This is a genomic window from Micromonospora sp. SYSU B005, from assembly GCF_055362685.1.
Genome location: NZ_JAXCFU010000008.1, coordinates 137,747 through 156,148, shown reverse-complemented (window position 1 = coordinate 156,148; position 18,402 = coordinate 137,747). Strand labels below are relative to the sequence as shown.

At 74.0% G+C, this 18,402-nt stretch carries 19 protein-coding genes; 11 read left to right on the top strand and 8 right to left on the bottom strand.

Going from position 1 to position 18,402, the window contains the following annotated elements; genetic code table 11:
• Positions 1-59: 59 nt before the first annotated feature.
• The 3 genes from SM452_RS19675 (at position 60) to SM452_RS19665 (ending at position 3,084) form a co-directional block, all read left to right on the top strand.
• Positions 60-293 (top strand): zinc-ribbon domain-containing protein, encoded by a 234-nt coding sequence (locus SM452_RS19675; protein WP_366621513.1) that lies wholly within the window; start codon positions 60-62, stop codon positions 291-293.
• A 209-nt stretch (positions 294-502) separates the two neighbouring features.
• On the top strand, positions 503-1,582 hold the full coding sequence (locus SM452_RS19670; protein ID WP_463840452.1) for a hypothetical protein: 1,080 nt from the start codon (positions 503-505) through the stop codon (positions 1,580-1,582).
• Complete coding sequence (locus SM452_RS19665) at positions 1,579-3,084, top strand: hypothetical protein (RefSeq protein ID WP_463840451.1); 1,506 nt, start codon at positions 1,579-1,581, stop codon at positions 3,082-3,084. Before SM452_RS19670 ends, SM452_RS19665 begins: the two co-directional genes overlap by 4 nt.
• Before the next feature lie 10 nt (positions 3,085-3,094).
• Here SM452_RS19665 and SM452_RS19660 read toward each other — a convergent pair whose 3' ends face one another.
• Positions 3,095-4,048, bottom strand: a complete 954-nt coding sequence (locus tag SM452_RS19660; protein ID WP_463840450.1) for a S41 family peptidase — start codon at positions 4,046-4,048, stop codon at positions 3,095-3,097.
• Positions 4,049-4,126: 78 nt separating this feature from the next.
• Between SM452_RS19660 and SM452_RS19655 the strand changes: the two genes are divergently transcribed.
• From SM452_RS19655 to SM452_RS19635, 5 genes are all read left to right on the top strand, one after another.
• Positions 4,127-4,624, top strand: coding sequence for an ArsR/SmtB family transcription factor (locus tag SM452_RS19655; protein WP_463840449.1), 498 nt, complete (start codon positions 4,127-4,129; stop codon positions 4,622-4,624).
• Positions 4,625-4,753: 129 nt separating this feature from the next.
• Positions 4,754-7,033 carry a putative bifunctional diguanylate cyclase/phosphodiesterase gene (locus SM452_RS19650; protein WP_262014945.1) on the top strand — a complete coding sequence of 760 codons (2,280 nt, stop codon included), beginning with the start codon at positions 4,754-4,756 and terminating at the stop codon, positions 7,031-7,033.
• Positions 7,034-7,163: 130 nt separating this feature from the next.
• A complete protein-coding gene (locus tag SM452_RS19645; protein WP_262014944.1) occupies positions 7,164-7,796 on the top strand; it encodes a hypothetical protein in 633 nt (210 codons plus the stop codon).
• Between the two features lie 109 nt (positions 7,797-7,905).
• The gene (locus tag SM452_RS19640; RefSeq protein WP_262014943.1) at positions 7,906-8,664 is read left to right on the top strand and encodes a MerR family transcriptional regulator; all 759 of its coding nucleotides are present in this window, start codon (positions 7,906-7,908) and stop codon (positions 8,662-8,664) included.
• A gap of 27 nt (positions 8,665-8,691) precedes the next feature.
• On the top strand, positions 8,692-8,976 hold the full coding sequence (locus SM452_RS19635) for a putative quinol monooxygenase (protein ID WP_262014942.1): 285 nt from the start codon (positions 8,692-8,694) through the stop codon (positions 8,974-8,976).
• Positions 8,977-8,982: 6 nt separating this feature from the next.
• Here the strand turns inward: SM452_RS19635 and SM452_RS19630 are convergent, their stop codons facing one another.
• Together SM452_RS19630 and SM452_RS19625 are read right to left on the bottom strand one after the other, a co-directional pair.
• Positions 8,983-10,494, bottom strand: coding sequence for a GntP family permease (locus SM452_RS19630; RefSeq protein ID WP_262014985.1), 1,512 nt, complete (start codon positions 10,492-10,494; stop codon positions 8,983-8,985).
• Positions 10,495-10,515: 21 nt separating this feature from the next.
• Positions 10,516-12,057: a gluconokinase gene (locus tag SM452_RS19625; protein ID WP_262014941.1), complete on the bottom strand. Its 1,542-nt coding sequence runs from the start codon at positions 12,055-12,057 to the stop codon at positions 10,516-10,518.
• A 265-nt stretch (positions 12,058-12,322) separates the two neighbouring features.
• On the opposite strand from SM452_RS19625, the gene SM452_RS19620 reads away from it, so the two are divergent.
• Complete coding sequence (locus SM452_RS19620) at positions 12,323-13,480, top strand: hypothetical protein (protein ID WP_463840448.1); 1,158 nt, start codon at positions 12,323-12,325, stop codon at positions 13,478-13,480.
• Positions 13,481-13,486: 6 nt separating this feature from the next.
• Here the strand turns inward: SM452_RS19620 and SM452_RS19615 are convergent, their stop codons facing one another.
• Positions 13,487-14,056: a hypothetical protein gene (locus SM452_RS19615; RefSeq protein WP_262014939.1), complete on the bottom strand. Its 570-nt coding sequence runs from the start codon at positions 14,054-14,056 to the stop codon at positions 13,487-13,489.
• 108 nt (positions 14,057-14,164) lie between these two features.
• Here SM452_RS19615 and SM452_RS19610 point away from each other — a divergent pair, with 108 nt between their 5' ends.
• Positions 14,165-15,415, top strand: a complete 1,251-nt coding sequence (locus tag SM452_RS19610) for an aminoglycoside phosphotransferase family protein (RefSeq protein WP_463840447.1) — start codon at positions 14,165-14,167, stop codon at positions 15,413-15,415.
• Here SM452_RS19610 and SM452_RS19605 read toward each other — a convergent pair.
• Positions 15,412-16,272, bottom strand: coding sequence for an AraC family transcriptional regulator (locus tag SM452_RS19605; RefSeq protein WP_463840446.1), 861 nt, complete (start codon positions 16,270-16,272; stop codon positions 15,412-15,414). The two genes, SM452_RS19610 and SM452_RS19605, sit on opposite strands and share 4 nt — an antisense overlap.
• A gap of 120 nt (positions 16,273-16,392) precedes the next feature.
• Between SM452_RS19605 and yidD the strand changes: the two genes are divergently transcribed.
• Entirely contained in the window at positions 16,393-16,764 is a 372-nt protein-coding gene (yidD, locus tag SM452_RS19600; RefSeq protein ID WP_262014936.1) for a membrane protein insertion efficiency factor YidD, read from the top strand.
• Between the two features lie 34 nt (positions 16,765-16,798).
• Here yidD and SM452_RS19595 read toward each other — a convergent pair whose 3' ends face one another.
• From SM452_RS19595 to SM452_RS19585, 3 genes are all read right to left on the bottom strand, one after another.
• Complete coding sequence (locus SM452_RS19595) at positions 16,799-17,533, bottom strand: YqjF family protein (protein WP_463840445.1); 735 nt, start codon at positions 17,531-17,533, stop codon at positions 16,799-16,801.
• A 31-nt stretch (positions 17,534-17,564) separates the two neighbouring features.
• Entirely contained in the window at positions 17,565-17,930 is a 366-nt protein-coding gene (locus SM452_RS19590) for a VOC family protein (protein ID WP_355507249.1), read from the bottom strand.
• Between the two features lie 226 nt (positions 17,931-18,156).
• Positions 18,157-18,294 (bottom strand): hypothetical protein, encoded by a 138-nt coding sequence (locus SM452_RS19585; RefSeq protein WP_355507251.1) that lies wholly within the window; start codon positions 18,292-18,294, stop codon positions 18,157-18,159.
• Between the last annotated feature and the right edge of the window lie 108 nt (positions 18,295-18,402).

The following is an 18,402-nucleotide window of genomic DNA, read 5'->3' as shown; positions in this document are numbered from 1 at the left end:
CTTCCGGTGACCCGCCCGGGGCCGGCTTAACCCGGGTCCCGGGTGGGTAATGCCGGGCGATGTTCTTCATCTTCGGGCTGCGGACCAAGGTCGTCCGGTCCGGCGTCGTCACCCAGGTCTGCCGCAACTGCGGCAACCAGGCCGCCCAGGTGATCACCCGCCGGGTCACCAGGTTCAGCCTCTTCTTCATTCCGCTGATCCCGCTGCGCACCCGGTACGCGCAGCAGTGCACGTTCTGCGGCGCCGAGTACGACATCTCCCGCGCCGAGGCCGAGCGCCTCCCGGTCGGCTGACAGTGACCCGTTTCCTCTACTGGCTGATCGGCCGGCAGCCCGCCACTCCGATCGCCCCGCCGGTGCACACCGCCGCCCGTCCACCCTGCACGCCCGGGCGCCGGCACCGCCGCCGGCGTCGCCGGGTCGCGGGCGCGCAGTCGCCCCGCTCGCCCTGGAACCGTTCCGCCGGCCGCTGAGTCCAGGGTGCGCACACCTATTCTGGGATCATGGGTGGCGTGGAGGAGCGGCTGGCGCAGATCAGGGGTGGTGGGCCGCCCCGACGGCACAACGCCCGCACCATCGCTGCGCTGACCGGCAACCCCGGCTGCACCCGCCGCGCCGTGCTGGACAGCGCCGGTGCGGACAAGCCGGCGCTCGCCGAGCAACTCGGCTTCCCGGCGAAGTTCGGCCAGTCCCGCTTCGCGATCACCCGGGGCAACGCGTTCGAGGCGCAGGTCAAGGCCGACGGCGGGGCGGAGTTGCTGCGCCTGGTCGCGGAGCGGCTGGGCGTACCGGTCCCGGCCGATGCCACCTGGACCGACCTGGGTGCCGACGACGACCGGTCGGAGCGGTCCCGGGCGGCGCTGACCGCGAGCGGCGACGGCCCGGCGTTGTTCGACCATCCGCTGCTCGGCCTGGACGTGGCGGGCACCCGGGTGCACCTGGAACCGGACCTGGTCGCCGCCCGGCTGGCCGGCCGGTTCCACGTCGTGGAGATCAAGTCGTTTCCGGTGATCGACGGGCAGGCCGACCCGGGCAAGGTCGCCGCCGCCGCGATCCAGTCCGCCGTCTACGTGCTGGCGCTGCGCGAGCTGCTCGCCGCCGAGGGGCGCGACCCGGAGCTGGTGTCGCACGAGGTGGTGCTGGTCTGCCCGCGCGACTTCGCCAACCAGCCGGTGGCCAGCCTGCTCGACGTGCGCCGGCAACTGCTGGTGCTGCGCCGCCAGCTGGCCCGGATGGCCCGGGTCGAGGAGTTGCTCGCCGCCGTACCGGCCGGGTTCACCGTCGACCCGGCGGCCGATCCGGCCACGCTCGCCGCCGCGCTGCACCAGGTGCCCGCGCGCTACGCGCCGGACTGCCTGGCCGCCTGCGAGCTGGCGTACTTCTGCCGGCACGAGGCGCGCGGGCAGACCGGCGCGCTGGGCCGGCCGGTCCGCGAGGCACTGGGCGGCGTGGAGGAGGTGGCCGACGTGCTGGCGCTCGCCGAGGGCGTGGGCGCGCCCGAACCGGAGCAGGCGGAGGCCGCCGCGCTGCTGCGGGCCGCCGCGCGCCTGCGCGCCGACGCCCTAGCGGGGCAAACCGCGTGAGTACGCTGCGCGCGCTCGCCCGGGCGCAGGCGGTCGCCACCGGGCGGGCCCAGCCGGTGACCACCGTCCGCCACCTGCACCTGTCCGAGCGGCCACTGGTGCTGGTGCCGCTCGCGCTCGCCGGTGAGGCGAACGCCCCGCTGGCCGCGATGGTCGGCGCCGCGCCCGACGAGGCGCGGCTGCTGGTGGTGCCGCAGCCGCGCAACCGGGACCAGCGGTTCGCGTTCGCCGCCGAGCTGGCCGCGATCGTGCTGCCGTACCTGGACGAGTTCCGCGACCTGACCGAGGTGGTGCCGGTGGACCGGGGCCGCGACGTCCGCCACCGGTACGTCGACGCGCCGCAACTGCTGGTGCCGAACCCGGCCGGGATCACGTTCCTGCGGCTGTTCGGCCGCTCGACCCGGTTCCGCCGTACCGACGGCGACTATCCGGTGCACCAGTCGGTGCCGCTGCTCGGCCGCTGGCTGACGTTCTTCGCCGAGCGTGCCGAGCAGCCCGGCTCGTCGGCGTTGCTGGCGCTCACCGACGCGCTGACGTTGCACTGGGCGACCGGGCAGAGCGTGGTGGAGGATCTGCACCTGCCGGCGGTGCTGGGCTGGCTGGACCCGCCCGCCGGGCTGACCGGCGCCCAGGCGGCGGTCCGTGCCGAGGACCCGAAGAACTGCCCGCCGGCCGGGCCGGCCACCGACCCGGACTTCGACAACCGCCGGCTCGCCCCGGCGATCGAGGCGTACACCCGGGCCGAGGACGACCCGGCGGCCCGCGCGGCCGCGTACGACGAGCTCGCCGGTCTGTTGCGGGACCAGCTCGCGCCCACCTGGGAGCTGATGTGGCGCGGCGTCGGGCTGTTGCGGACGCTGCCGGCCGGCGCGCGGGTGACCGGCCGGTGGGCCGGTGACCGGGACGCGTTCACCGCGCACGCCGAGCACGTCGACGCCGGGGGCGGCCCGCAGCCGCGACGCGACGGCGCGGTGGCGGCGGCGCTGCGGTTGCAGCGGCTGGAACGGGCGTCGACCGCGTGGGCGGTGCAGCGCGCCTACGACGATCCGCTGGTGATGGCCGAGCACCGGCTGTCCGGGGAGGCGTTCGTCGGCGAGGTGACGCTCGCCGACCCGGTGCGGGTGGACGACTCCGGCAAGCGGCCGGTGCTGCGCCCGCGCATCCAGGTGGTCACCACCGAGCCGGTGCCGATGCCGGTGGGCGCGACGCTGTACTCCCCGGCCCGCCCGGGGCAGAAGGCGAAGGTCGTGTTCGTGACGCCCGGCGGCGACGGCAAGACCGAGGTGGTGCTGGAACTGTCCGGCGGGATGGGCCGGGGGCTGACCGCGCCGCCCGGCAGCGTCCCCGAGGTGGGCGAGCGGATCTGCCTGACCAGCCTGTCCGACGGGTTCCTGCCGGGTGGCGCGTTCCCGGCGCCGGAGGAGACGCCGTGGACGCACGGCGGGCCGCCCGGCACGGCCGTCGCGCCGCCGGACCCGGCCCCGGCGGAGGACTGGTCCTGACCCGCGCGGCTCAGTCCAGGGCGGCGAGGGCCGTCCGTGCCTCGGCCGCCGTCGGCCGGTCCGGGTCCGCCGCCAGCAGCGCCTCCAGGCTCCGGCGGTACGCGACGTCGTGTGCCCGGTCGGCCGGGGTCTCGACGTCCGGGGCGACGCCGCAGCCCTCCCAGTTGGTTCCGCTCGCCGCGTGCACGGGCCGGGCCACCGGCACCGTCAGTTCCAGGTGGGGGTGCAGCCGGTGCCCGACGCGGGGATGCGCGCCACCCCGGGTGGGCTCACCGACCACTGTGGCCCGGCCGAACTGCTGAAGGTCGTACGCCAGTTCCTCGCCGCCGGAGAACGTGACCGGACCGGCGAGCACGTGCACCGGCTTCTCCGGGGCGTACCGGGGGACCGGCAGACAGGCGGCGCTCCAGAACTGGCGGGTGGCGCCGGAGCGTTCGTGCATGGTGTGCAGGTGCGTCGGCTCGGCGAAGAACCAGCCGCAGATCAGTGCCACCCCGTCCGGGCTGCCGCCCTCGGTGCCGCGCAGGTCGAGCAGGAGCGCGTCGGTGCCGGCGAGCAGCCGCAGCGCGGCGGTCAGCGCGTCGCCGGCCAGGTCGGGCGGGAACACGTACGGCTGGATCTCCAGCAGCCCGACGTTTCCCGGTAGCCGCTGCACCCGGGTCACGCCGCCCATGCCGAGCGCGGCGAGGCGCGCGAAGTGTGCCCCGGTCGGGTCGTCGGCCTCGTCGGACAGCGGCTGCTCGTGATGCTTGAGCCGCAGGTGCAGGTCGCGGTTGGCCGACTGGAGGTCGGCGGTGACGAGCGCGCCGAGCGTGGCGGCGTCGCCCGCCTCGGCGTACGCGCCGGCGCCCAGGCGCTCGCGCAGCCGGCCGGCGATCCGGTCGGCGACGTCGGGCAGGACGTACTCGTCGGCGACCAGGGCGGCGGCCCGTTCGACGATGGCGGTGATCTGGTCCGGATCCATCGAGTCCCCGTTCTCGTGGTGGGCGAGAAGTAGAGCAGCCGGTTGACAAAAGCGTCAAGAGAACTAGACGCTTTCGCGGTGACCGACGATCCGCTGGAGATCCGCGACCCGGCCCAGTTCAAGGCGCTGGCCCACCCGTTCCGGCACCGGCTGCTGTTCGCGCTCGGAGCCGGTCCCGCCACGCTCAGCCGGCTCGCCGCCCGTCTCGGCGCGGCGAAGGGCACTGTGGCCCACCACCTGGCGGTGCTGACCGAGGCCGGCATGGTCCGCCCGGCACACAGCCGCCAGGTCCGGGGCGGCACCGAGCGCTACCACGAACGCACGTTCCGCCGCCTCGTCGGCGCCGACACCGACGCGAGTGCCACCGCCGCGCTGCTCGGGGCGTACGCCGAGGAACTCGCCGGTGACACCGACCCGCTCGTGCACCTGCGACACCTGCGGCTCACGCCGGCCCAGGCCCAGCGTCTGCGATCCACGCTGGACGAACTGGTCGGTGAGGCCGAGGAGGCGCCGCCGGGGCAGCCGCGCTACGGCGTGCTGGTCTCCCTCTACCGGCACCCGCCTGCGGTCCGCTGACCGACAGTCGTCGACTCTGGCGGCAGTCCCCGGCGCTGGCTAGGCTTGCGCCGTCCGTCGTCCGGTCCTCGTCGTCGAGGGTGCACGTCTGGAAGAGAGCCGGAGCGCATCGTTGTATCCCAGCACGACGTGAGCCTCGCCGCCGCGGCGCCGGCCCGTCATCCGCTCGTCGGCCGTGTCGGACTTGTCGCGGCCGCTGTCGTCGTACTCGGGGAGATGGCCTGGCTGGCCGCCCGGCTGCCGGGCGCGGCGCTGGTGAGCGACGTCGGCGCGATGGCGGTGTCGAGCTGGGCGGCGGTGCTCTGCGTCGGCGCGGCGCGACGGCAGCCGGCCGTGCTGCGCCGGTTCTGGGAACTGCTCGCCGCCACCATGGTGCTCGCCGCGCTCGGCCGCGCGGTGTGGACAGTGGAACGGCTCGGCGGGCTCGGCCTGCCTCACACTCCGCTGGTGGCGGGCCTGTTCGCCGCCGGCATCGTCACCGGCACCGGCGCGCTGCTGTGCTCCCGCACCGGCCCGCGCAGCGTGATCGGCCGGGCCCGCACCCTGCTCGACGGGGTGATCGTCGGGCTGGCCCTCATCCCGATCGGCTGGGTGGTGGTGTTCCACCGCATCACCGACGCCGAGCTGGCCGACCCGATGCGGACGTTCGGGCTGCTCTACCCGATGTTCGACCTGATGCAGCTCACCATCCTGGTGGCGGTGGCCGGTCCGGGCCGGCCGATGTGGCGGGCGCTCACCGTGATCGGTGCGGGCCTGGCGATCCGGTCCGGCGCGGACGCCGTCTACGTCTCGCTGGTCGCACGCGGCGACTACACGCCCGGGCACCCGGTCGACGTCTGCTGGCCGCTGAGCTACCTGCTGGTCGGCCTGGCCACCCGCTATCCGCCTCCGTCCGACGGGGACGGCGAGGACGACCTGGTCGACTCGCCGCTGCCGCCGTGGTGGCGGGTCGCCTTGCCGTACCTGCCGGTGGGCGGCGCGATCGTCGCGGTCCTGCTGTCCCGGCAGCCCAGCGGGCAGACCCCGCAGGTGGTCTTCGTCGGCATGATGGGCCTGCTCGGGGTGCTGGCGCTGCGCCAGGGGCTGGCCGCGAACGAGAACCTGCGGCTGGTCGGCCGGCTGCGCCGGCTCGCGTACTCCGACCAGCTCACCGGCCTGCCCAACCGGCTGACGTTCGTCCGGCGGCTGCGGCGGGCGTTGCGCGCCGGCGGCCCGGTCGCCGTGGTGCTGCTCGACCTGGACGGCTTCAAGCAGGTGAACGACAGGTTCGGGCACGCCGCCGGGGACCGGCTGCTCACCGCCACCGCGGAACGCATGCGGGACGCGGTCGGCCCGGACGGGATGATCGCCCGGCTCGGCGGCGACGAGTTCGCGGTGCTGGTGGCCGGGGAACGTCAGGTGTCACCGGAGCGGCTCGCGGTCCGGCTCCTGGCCGCCCTGGAACCGCTGCCGGGCGAGGAGGACCTCGGCGTCCACCCGTCGGCGAGCATCGGCATCGCCGAGTACGGGCCGCAGCACACCTCGCACACCGACCTGCTCCGCGACGCCGACATCGCCATGTACGCGGCGAAGGCCGCCGGCAAGGCCGCGTACCGCACGTGCACGCCGGAACTGCGCGAGTCGGCGGTCAGCCGGGCCGAGCTGATCGCCGACCTGCGCCGCGCGGTGGACGAGGGCCAGTTGCTGATGGAGTTCCAGCCCATCGTCGACCTGGACACCGGCACGGTACGCAGCGCGGAGGCGCTGGTGCGCTGGCGGCATCCCCGGCTGGGCGTGCTGACCCCGGCGCGGTTCCTGCCACTGGCCGAGGAGACCGGGCTGATCGTGGCCATCGACAGGTGGGTCATCCACGAGGCGTGCCGGGCGGCGGCCACCTGGCGCGAGCACGCGCCCGACGTGACCGTGGCGGTGAACATCGCCGCCGCCCACCTGTGCCGGCCGGACCTGATCGCCACCGTCACCGGCGCGGTCGGCGCGGCCGGTCTGCCGCCCCGCGCGCTCACCCTGGAACTGACCGAGTCGGCGCTGATCGAAGGCAGCGAGTCGGTGCTCGACCGGCTGTCCCAGCTACGTGACCTCGGCATCCGCATCGCCATCGACGACTTCGGCACCGGTTACTCGTCGCTGAGCTATCTGCACCGCATCCCGGCCACCGAGCTGAAGATCGACAGGTCGTTCGTGTCCCGGCTGGACGCCGGCGACGCCCGCGCGTACGCCACAGTCGAGATGGTGAACCGGCTGGCCGGCGCGTTCGACCTGGCCGTGGTCGCCGAGGGGGTGGAGACCGTCGCACAGCACGCGGCGGTCACCGCGATCGGCTGCCGGCAGGGTCAGGGCTGGCGGTACGGCCGTCCGGCCGCCCTGACGGACCTGCTTCCCGCGTTGTCCGGAGCGGACGCCGGGCGCTGACCGGCCCGGGGCCACGGGGGCCGAAGGTCCCGGACGGGACAGGGGATTCGACCCTGCTCATCTGCGGTCCGCCACCGCCATTATGGTTCTCGTCAACAAGACGAACACACCCTCCACACGGGAGCTTGATATGAAGCGACGGACTCTCGACCTGCTGTTCAGCATCGGTGGGCTGGGCCTGGCGGTCCTGCTGCTCGTCGTCGGCGTCGTCCTGACGACGAACGCCAACTTCGCCAACGACTACGTACGCGACCAGCTCGGCGCGCAGCACATCACCTTCACCCCGGCGGACAAGCTCTCCGACGAGGAGAAGAAGTCGGACTGCCTGCGCGAGTACGCCGGCCAGAAGATGACCACCGGCAAGCAGGCCGAGTGCTACGCCAACGAGTACATCGGCCTGCACCTGAAGAACATGGCCGGTGGCAAGACCTACGCCGACCTGGGCGAGCCGCAGAGCGCGCTGCGCGAGCAGGTGGCCCAGGCCGAGCAGAGCAACGCCGCCAACCTGGCCGACCTGCAGAAGCAGCTCGCCGAGGTGAGCGCCCAGCGGGAGACCGTGTTCAAGGGCGAGACGCTGCGCGGCCTGCTGCTCACCTCGTACGGCTTCAGCGAGTTCGGCCGCAAGGCCGAGCAGGGCGCCCTGGCCCTGTACCTCGGCGCGGGCCTGCTCCTGCTGCTCTCGGCCGCCGGCCTGGTGCACGCCTTCCGCACTCCGGCAAACGCGACCTTCGCCGCCCCGGAGAAGGAGAAGGTCACCAACTGACCGCACCGACGACGCCCCCGGCCGATCATGGTCGGGGGCGTCGTCGTGTTTCCGCCTTGACCCTCACGCAGCGGAAGGCGGCAGCCTTGGTCGCGGAAGGGAGGGAACCATGGCGTACACGGTGGGGCAGGTGGCGCGGGCGGCCCGGGTGACGGTCCGGACGCTGCACCACTACGACGAGATCGGGCTGCTGCGGCCCAGCGGGCGCACGGCGGCGGGCTACCGCCGCTACGACGAGGCGGACCTGGACCGGTTGCAGCTCATCCGCTACTACCGCGAGCTGGGGTTCCCGCTGGAGGAGATCGCCGAGATCCTGGACGATCCGGACGCCGACCCGGTGGCGCACCTGCGTCGGCAGCACGAGTTGCTGTCCGGGCGGATCGGGAAGCTCCAGGAGATGGTCGCGGCGATCGAACACGCGATGGAGGCGAGGACGTTGGGGATCCAGTTGACGCCGGAGGAGCGGTTCGAGGTGTTCGGGGACTTCGACCCGGACGAGCACGCCGAGGAGGCGGAGCAGCGCTGGGGCGGCACCGAGGCGTACCGGCAGTCGCAGGAGCGCGCGGGCCGCTACTCGAAGGAGGACTGGCTGCGCAACAAGGCGGAGAACGAGGACTGGGGGCGGCGGTTCGCTGCGCTCATGGACTCGGGCGCGCCGGCTGACGGCCCGGAGGCGATGGCGCTGGCCGAGGAGCACCGGCAGCTCATCACGAAGTGGTGGTACGACTGCTCGTACGAGATCCACACCGGCCTGGCCGACATGTACGTGGCGGATCCGCGGTTCACCGCGTACTTCGAGACGCTGCGTCCCGGGATGGCCGCGTACCTGAACGAGGCGATCCACGCCAACGCGATCACCCGGTCCTGACCGGGAGCGGGTGGCAGGATGGCCGGCATGCTCATCGTCGCCGGCACCCTCTACGTCGATCCGGCCCGGCGGGACGCCTACCTGGCGTCCTGCGAGGCCGCCGTCCGCGCGGCCCGGGACGCGCCCGGCTGCGTCGACTTCGCGGTCAGCGCCGACCTGGTCGAGCCGGGCCGGATCAACGTCTACGAGCGGTGGGAGTCCGACGAGCAGTTGCTGGCGTTCCGGGGCTCCGGCCCGGAGGCCGAGCAGGTGACGGACATCCTCGGCGCCGAGGTGCACAAGTTCCGCATCTCCGGCGTCGAGGCTCCCTGACCGTCGCTAGATGAAGACGTCGAGCAGCAGGACGCCGAGGAAGCCCACCACCGAGATGATGGTCTCCATCACCGACCAGCTCTTGATGGTCTGCCCGACGGTCAACCCGAAGTACTCCTTCACCAGCCAGAAGCCGGCGTCGTTGACGTGGGAGAAGAACAGCGACCCGCAGCCGACGGCCAGCGCCAGCAGCGCCACCTCGGGGGCGGCGAGCGTGTCGGCCAGCGGCGCGACGATGCCGGCGGCGGTGATGGTGGCGACGGTGGCCGAGCCGGTGGCGACCCGGATGCCGACCGCCACCAGCCAGCCGAGCAGCAGCGGCGAGAGGTTCGCGCCGTCGGCGGCGTTCGCGACCAGGTCGCCCACGCCGGCGTCGACCAGCACCTGCTTGAAGCCGCCACCGGCGGCGACGATCAGCAGGATGCCGGCGATCGGCGGCAGCGAGCCGCCGAGGAAACCGGAGACCTGGGCACGGCTGAAGCCGGACCGGTAGCCCAGGAAGATCATCGCGAAGATGACGCCCGCCAGCAGGGCGATGATCGGGGTGCCGACGATGTCCAGCGCCTTGCGGCCGGTGGTGTCCTCGCCGAGCGTCAGTTCGCCGATCGCCCGCAGCAGCATCAGCACCACCGGCAACAGCACCGTCACCACCGCCGCCCAGAGCGCCGGGGACCGGCGCGAGCGCCGTCCGACCGGCTCGTCGATCGCGCCGCCGGGCCGCCCGGCGCCCGGGTTGACCAGGTCGTCCTCGGTGACCAGGTCGCCGTCGGCGTCGAGCCGGCCGTCACCGGGTCGGGTGGGGCTGCGGTCGACGGCCGCGTCGCGCCGGGTCGGCAGCAGCTCGGCCGGTGCGGTGGCCGGCACGTACCGGGAGATGAAGTTGCCGAAGACCGGACCGGCGATGATCACCGTGGGGATCGCCACCAGCAGGCCCAGGGCGAGCGTCTGACCGAGGTTCGCGCCGAGCGCGTCGATCGCCACCAGCGGGCCGGGGTGCGGCGGCACCAGGCCGTGCAGCACCGACAGGCCGGCGAGCGCGGGAATGCCGATCTTCATCAGCGGCACGTTCACCCGCAGCGAGACGAGCAGCACGATCGGCACCAGCAGCACCACACCGACCTCGAAGAACAGCGGCAGGCCGATGAGCGCGGCCACACCGGCCATCGCCCAGGGCAGCGCGGTTCCGGAGACCCGGCCGACCACCCGTTCCACGATGCCGTCCGCTCCGCCGGACTCGGCCAGCAGGCCGCCGATCATCGCGCCGAGCGCGATCAGCAGGCCCACCCCGCCCACAGTGGAGCCGACGCCGCCGCTGAACGACGTGACGATCTTGTCGACGGGTACGGCGGCGACCACGCCGAGCACCGCCGCGCCGAGGATCAGCGCGAGGAACGGGTGCACCTTGCCCCACGCGATGAGCAGCACCACCGCGGCGATGCCGAGCAGGGCCGCGAGGACGAGCTGGGTGTCACCGGCGTTCGTGAGCGGTTCCGCGGGTGCGGCGAGCAGTGTGACCACGGCTATCACGCCCTTCGGTCGTCAGCGGGGTGGTGCGGTGGGTGGCGGTTCCGGCGGCAGGCTCGGCGCCATCCGCCGCAGGGACGCGAACGTGGGTACGAGGGCGTCGTACAGCTCGGAGAAGAGGGGGAGCAGCGCCGCGTACGTGGCGGCGGAGGCGGGATCGGGGCGGACCGTCTCCTCGATCCGGACCAGGTCGGCGGCGACCTCGATCGATTCGATCAGGCCGAGCGCCTGCATGCCGAGCAGCGCCGCGCCGAAGCCGGACCCCTCGTGCCCGGCGGGGAACCGCACCGGCATGCCGAGCGCGTCGGCGAGGATCTGCCGCCACAGCGCGCTGCGGGCGAAGCCGCCGCTGGCGCGGACCTCGCGTACCTCGTTCCCGGCGGCCCGGACCGAGGCGAGGACCAGGGCGAGCTGCTGGCAGACGCCCTCCAGCGCGGCCCGGACCAGGTGCGGCCGGCCGTGGCCGTGGGTCAGCCCGACGTACGCGCCGCGCGGCAGCGCGCTCCAGTGCGGTGCCCGCTCGCTCAGCAGGTACGGCAGCATGATCAGCCCGCCGGAGCCGACCGGCGCGGTGGCGGCCAGGGCGAGCAGTTCCTCCTCGGCGTGCTCGCCCAGCTCGGGGGCGAGCGCGTCGTTCGCCCACTGGAGCACGATCCCGCCGTTGTTGATCGCGCCGCCGACCACCCAGCGGTCCTCGGTGAGCGCGTAGCAGAAGACGCCGCCGAGCGGGTCCACGCCGGGGCGTTCCACCATCACCCGCATCGCGCCGCTGGTGCCGATCGAGCAGGCCACCACGCCGGGGCGGACCGCGCCGAGGCCCAGGTTCGCCAGTGGCCCGTCCCCGGCGCCCACCACGAGCGGGGTGTCCGCCGGCAGCCCGGTGGCCCGCGCCGCCTCCGGGGTGAGCCCGGGCAGCACGTAGGTGGTGGGTACGAGCTGGGGAAGCTGCTCCTCGGTGATGCCGGCGATGCGCAGCGCCTCGGCGTCCCAGGCCAGCTTGTGGATGTCCATCAGGCCGGTGGCGGACGCGACCGAGTGGTCGGTGACGAGCGCGTCGGCGAGCCGCCGCAGCACCAGATCCTTGATGCCGACCCAGTGCGCGACCCGCTCGTGCAGTTTCGGTTCCTGCTCGGCGAACCACACCAGCTTGGGCAGCGGCGCCATCGGGTGCACCGGGGTGCCGGTGCGCCGGTGCAGGGCGAGCCCGGACGGCGCGGCCCGCAGGCGTTCGGCCTGCGCGCTGGCCCGCGAGTCGGCCCAGGTGATCGACGGGGTCAGCGGGGTGCCGTCGGCGTCCAGCCCGATCAGGCTGTGCATGGCGGTGCTGAACGACAGGCCGGCCACCGGTACGCGCAGCTCGTCCACGACCGCGCGGATCACGCCGAGCACGGCTTGATGAATGAGGTCCGGATCCTGCTCGGCCCAGCCCGGGTTCGGCTCCTCCAGCGGGTAGCCGATCGAGTGGCTGGCCAGTTGCCGGCCTGTGGTGTCGAACGCGACGGCCTTGGAGCTGGTGGTGCCGATGTCCACACCCACCACCACGGCCGGGTCGCCCACCGGTGCACCTCCTCGCCGCCCGGGGCCGCGCTCCGCCCCGCCGTTGCGGCTGACGTTACCGACGTGCCCCCGCGCGCGCATGACGAAGCGGGACCGCCCGGAGCCGGTGCCACGGAACGTGAATCGACGCGCGAGTTTCCGCCGATTGTGTAGGTCAATCAGCCGATCGGTCTAATTGGCGACTTTCGCGTGTCTTGGTACCCATCCCGCGTCGTTGACATGAATGACACCCCGATTGGTGGGCTCGCGCGGCGGAGGAGTCGGCGTGGCGAAGACTGATTCGACGGGTTCCACATGGCGGTACCGGTGGGCGCACCGGCAGAACGAGCGGCGACGGCGGGCCTTCCGCGCCGCCGACGAGGCGTGGCGACGCCGCGACGACGAGCTGCGCCGCCTGCGTACGCTCGCGGTGTCCTTCCACGGCTCGACCCAGGCGGGCGTCGGCCTGCCGATGGAGCTTGCCCCCGGCGAGGTGGTCTTCTGGACGCTCCCGGCCGCGCAACTGGTCGAGGTACGGCACACCGCGGTGCTGCCCGCCCCCGAACTGACAGTCGACCCCGACCCACCCGTGCTGCGTCCACGGCGCCCCGAGGGCGTCAAGGTGGTCGACGCCGGGCTCGCCGTGCTCACCAACCGGCGCCTGGTGCTGCTCGGCGGGCGCGGCCGGCGCGACTGGGCGTACGGCCGGATGACCGGCCTGTCCCACGACCCCGGCGCACCGGTCACCCTGATCCAGGTGCTGGACCGGCGGCGTACCTCCGGGTTGCTGCTGCCCACCGGCGCGGCGGCCGACTTCCGGTTCACGCTCACGCTGGCGTTCGCCGACGCGATCGAGCAGCGCGCGGCGGTAGTGGCCGAGCTGGACGAGCTGATCGCGGAGCACACCGCGGCACGGCCCGAACGCCCCGCTGTGCTCACCCCCGCCCAGGCCCGCGTCACCGCGCTGGTGCCCGGCGGCCGGCGCACGGTGGCGGTCGGCGCGGCGCTCGCGCTGATCGTGCCGGCGATGCTCATCGAGTCCAACCCGCCCACCCGGGCCGGCTCGGAGCGGGCCGCCGCCGCGACGCCGGCTGCCAGCGTCACCCCCGCCCCACCGCAGCACGTCGCACCCGCCGTCCAGGTCCGGCCCACCACGAGCCCCGAGCCGTCCCGCGCCCGTCCCGCGCCGTCGCGCGGCACGCCGCAGCCGCCGGTCGAGCGCCGCTGCGGCGCCCCGGCGAACCCCTTCGGGTACGACTTCTGCGGCGGCCAGCGCATTCGCCGGCCGGCTGCCGGGGTGTGCGACTGGTTCGAGTGCGTACCGGGGTTCTGGTCCGACCGCGGCTGGCTGGTGCAGTGCCGTGACGGCGCGGTCAGCCGCAGCGGCGGGCAGCGCGACGTGTGCGCCGGTCACAAGGGGTTCCGCCGGACCGTCTGGCGCTGACGGCGGTCAGGCCACCGGGCGGGGCGTGACGCGCAGCGGCAGCAGCCCGGCCAGCACCAGCGTGGCGCCCACGGGCAGCAGGTCGAGGTTCACCGCGATCGCCAGGAACCCGGCGAGCACCAGTACCGGCGCCCACACCGGCAGCAGCCGGGCCGCCGCCGCCCGGTACAGCAGCACCAGCAGGCCGACCTCGAACAGCAGCGGTCCGCCGTACAGCACCAGGCCGGGCGTGGGCACCGCGTCGGCGAAGCGCGGGAACAGGTCACCGAGGATCACCCAGACGAAGGCGGCGGCGCCGACCAGGCCGGCCGGCGCGGCCACGTCGTCGAGCGTCCGCAACCGCGGCGACCGGGTACGCAGCAGGCCGTGCAGCCCGACGATCAGCGCGGCGAAACCGAGCACGCCGAGCAGGAACAGGGTGTGCCCGGTGTTCCAGGCCCAGGCGCCCTTGTCGCTGTGCCCGTCCAGGCGGTCGAGCAGGCGCAGCAGGCCGTAGCCGAGCAGCAGCGCCGCCGACGCCACGGCGACCGGGCGCACCCACTGGTACGGGCGTGTACGGGAATCGATGAGGCTCATCGCCTCAGCGTTCCGCCCGCCGGTGCGCGGGGCATCCGGGTCCGGTCCCGCACCGGACCCGGATCAATCCGCTCGCCTCCCGTAGGGGTGCCCGGATACCGTCCGGCCGTGTCCCGCACCGTCACGCTGGTCCTGCTCGACGCCGCCGGCCGCCCGCTCGGCGCGCTGCCGCCGTTCGGCGTACCGGAGCCGTGGTGGCAGGAGGTCCACTCGATCGTCGACACGGTCCGGCAGAGCCACGGGCTGGAGGTCGCGGTGCTGCGGCTGCTCGACGCCGACCGTCCCGCGCCTCCCGGCGGCCACGTCCGCTACCTGGCGCAAGCAGTCGACGCGCCCGCCGTACCCCTGGAACCGGCGACCGTGGACCTGGCGCCGCACCCGCTGCGCCAGCCGTGGGCGGACGCCGGCGGTCCGGCCCGCAGCGTCGCATGGGCGACCGGCGAGCTGAGCCGGCTCGGCCGCCGGGTGACGGCGGTGGCGCAGCAGCGCACCTGGAACCTCTCCGCCATCTGGCGCCTGGACACCACCCAGGGGCCGGCGTGGCTGAAGCAGCTCCCCCCGTTCTCCCGCCACGAGCCCATGGTCCTGGCCTTCCCCGGTGATCAAGGAGTTGGTGTCGGTGTCGATCTCCCTGGTGACACGAACTCCTTGGTCAACGGGCCGGTGGTGCTCGCCGCCGATCGGGAGGGGCGGATGCTGCTGGCGGACGTGCCGGGGGAGGACCGGTACGGGGCCGGGGAACGGGAGCGGGCCGCCGTCGCGGCGGAGCATCACTCGGTGCAACTGCGGGCGTGCGGGGTCGTCGACGAACTGGTCGCGGCCGGGGTGCCCGACCTGCGCGGGGCGGGGCTCGCGGGCTGGATCCGGGAACGGCTCGCCGGGCACGACGTGTCGGCCGCCGCCGGTCTGCCCGACGGGCACGACGTGTCGGCCGCCGCCGGTCTGCTCGACGGGCTCGATCGGCGGTTGCGGCAGGTCGGCGACTGCGGCCTGCCCGACACGCTCGTGCACGGCGACCTGCACCCCGGCAACGTGCGCGGCGACGACCGGCGCCGGACGGTGATCGACTGGGCGGACTCGTTCGTCGGCCACCCCGCCTTGGACATTCTGCGCCTCACCGAGGACGTCGACGCGGACGCCGCCGCCCGGCTGGTCGACGCGTGGGCGCGGCGGTGGCGGGCCGACGTGCCCGGCAGCGACCCGCACCGGGCCGTCGACCTGCTCCGGCCGGTCGCGCCGCTGCGGCTGGCCGCCGTGTACGCGATGTTCCTCGCCGCGATCGAGCCGAGCGAGCACCCGTACCACGTACACGACGTGCCGGCCGCGCTGGCGCGAGCGGCGGCGGTGGCGTGCCTCTAGACCCGGCGCACCGGGATCCACAGCTCCGCGTCGGCGGTGCCACCGTTCTCGGCGACCCGGACCCGGGAGATCTCCGGCCCCGGCCTGGTCTCGTACGGGTTGGACGGGAACCACGACGTGAACACCGCCCGCCACAGGTGCTGCACCGCCACCGGGAACGCCCCGGAACTGGAGAACACCGCCCAGTCGCCGGCCTCGACCGGCAGGCTGCGCAGGTCGTCCGGCACGTCCGCGCCGGTCACCGCCGCGTACCAGTAGTCCAGCTCGGCGCCCTCGTCGCGGGCACCGGCCAGCTCGGCGCTGACGTTGACGATCCCGCGCGGCTCCTGGTCGGACAGCGCCTCGATGCGGCGGACGGTGACCGGGTCGATGCCCCTGACGAACGCCACGATGTGCGGGTTCATCCCCTCGTGCACGAGCGGCACCCGCGCCGTCAACCCGGCGAGCCGGAAGGCGTCCTTGGTCACGATCCGGTAGTCCATGCTGGTGTTCCCTTCGACGACGAGCCGGAAGGACAGCCGGGGCTGGGACCGCAGCACCGCACCGGCCTGCCGGGCCTGCGTCGGCCCGACGCCGTGCACGGCCCGGAACGCGCGGGCGAACGCCTCGTTCGAGCCGTACCCCCAGCGGACCGCCACGTCGAGCAGCGACTCCCGGCCGGCGAGCACGTCGGCGCCCGCCAGCGTCATCCGGCGACGGCGCACGTACTCCGACAGCGGCAGCCCGGCCAGCGCCGAGAACAGCCGGCCGAAGTGGTGTTCCGACACGCCCGCGATCCGGGCCAGCGCGGCCACGTCGAGCGGCTGGTCGAGCCGCTGTTCGAGGTGGTCCAGCGCGGCGTTGAGCCGATCCAGCACCCGATGTTCCTTCCTGGTGACGCCTTCGACGCTAGGTTCCCGGCCGACCGCCGACCCGATCACACCGGACCCGATCCGGTCGCCTCATCGACACTGGCGAGCGTGTCGCATCATGGCGTGGTGATCTTCCGGAAGCGGCACCACAAGAAAAAGAAGAGCCGGGACTGGTGCAACTGCGACGTGCCCACCTGTGACGGTCCGGGCTGCTGCGACCTGGGCCTCTTCTCGATGCTGCTCACCCTCGGTTCGGTGACCGCGGGCGTCGTCGGGCGGCCCGCCGTGGATCGCGCCGGCCGGGCCGCCATCCTCGGTTACCGGCGCTGGCTGTCGCACCGCTGGCCGGCGACCTGTCGCTACACGCCCACGTGCAGCGCGTACGGGCTGGCCGCGGTGGAGCGGTACGGGCTGGCGGTGGGCGGTCGGATGGCCGCCGACCGGGTACGCCGATGCCGTCCCGACGTGCCGCACGGCACCCACGACCCGTTGCGCTGACTCTGATCGGTGCGCCCCGCGTGTCGGCCGGCCGTCACCCGACCGACGTGGGGCTGCCGAAGACGACAGGTACGCCGGGGGAGTAGAGCACGCTCACCGGCGGCCCGTCCGGTGCGGGCAGGCCGCCGGCGGTGACCAGTTCGTCGTCCAGGTCGAGCAGTTCGGCGTGGTGCAGCGGCCACTGCGGATGCCAGTTCGGCACGTGCCGGGTGCTGCCGTACGCGCGGGTGTGCAGGCCCCAGCGCGCGGTGAGGAAGTGTTCCAGCGGCGTCGGCTCGGCGATCGGCGCGCCGACACGCAGCGTCATCCGGCTGGTCGCGCCGGACGGACCGGGCCAGCGGCGGCGGCATCGGTAGGTGAGCGTGTCACCGGAGCGGTCCAGCCGCATCGCCGACCACTTGTACGGCAGGCGCAGGCTCATCTGCGCCACCAGCACGGGCACCAGCCGGGACGCGTCGAGCGAGCGGAACACGACAGCGCGCCGCCCCGAGCCGTCGACGGAGTAGAGCCGGACGTTCGTCTCCCAGAAGGTGCCGAAGTAGGGCACGCCCGGACCTCGCCCGAGCCCCAGCCCGACCATCCGGAAGCCGATCAGCCCGACGTAGGTGAGCCCCTCGAACGTGTCCGGCCGGGTGCCTGCGGGCAGCAGCGGCACCACCCGCTCCGGCGGGACCGCCCAGTGCAGGAACGTCAGGTCGTGCCAGCGCTGCGCCAGCCAGGCCCGGCGGATGGCGCGTACCGGAGCGTGCTCGACCGGCTCGATCTCCACCGGTCCATCCTGCCTCGCCGGCACAACGGACTCACTCCGGGCGGTGGCAGACCGCCTCGACGTTGTTGCCGTCCGGGTCGCGGACGAACGCGCCGTAGTAGCCGGCGTGGTATTCCGGCCACTCCTTCGGCGCGTGCAGGACCTCCGCGCCCGCTGCCACCGCCGCGTCGTGGAACGCCCGCACCGTCGCGCGGTCGGCCGCGGTGAACGCGATGTGCACGGGCACCGGCGTGGCGCCGGACGGCGCGGGCTCCACCCAGAAGTCGGGCGCGTCGACGCCGTAGCCGATCGGGCCGGGCTCCATCAGCCGCCGCCCGCCCAGCGGGGCCAGCACCGTGTCGTAGAAGGCGCCGCTGGCCGCCAGGTCGCGCACCGCTACGGAGAAGTGGTCGAGCACGTCGCCTCCCGTGGTCGTCGTTGACCGCCTCAGGCTACGAGCCGCATCCGACACTTCCGCCGCCCGGTTTTCGTCGCGCCCGCCGCCGACGGGGCAGCCGTCGCGGTGACGCCAGCCGTCGTCGAGCGCCTGGGCTCGGTGGTCCAGCCTCGCTTAAGACGTATGCCGTCGAGAGCGATATGCCTCAGAGTCATAATCATGACTCTGAGGCATATCGCTTCTGCCTCTATGTGTTTCCGGCGGCGGTAAGGACCGCCGGGCGGGACGCGCGTCGTCGCCGCGCCGTGTCCGCGACGATCAGCAGGCCGGGCACCGCGCCGAGCAGCCAGATCGCGCAGACCGGCCAGTGGATCAACTCGCCCACCGCGCCCCGGATCTCCGGTACGTCACCCGCACTGTCGCCACCCAGGAATAGGCGGCGGCGTCGCTGCCGTAGTCGCCCGGCGGGACGGAGACCGGCTCGGCCGCCCGG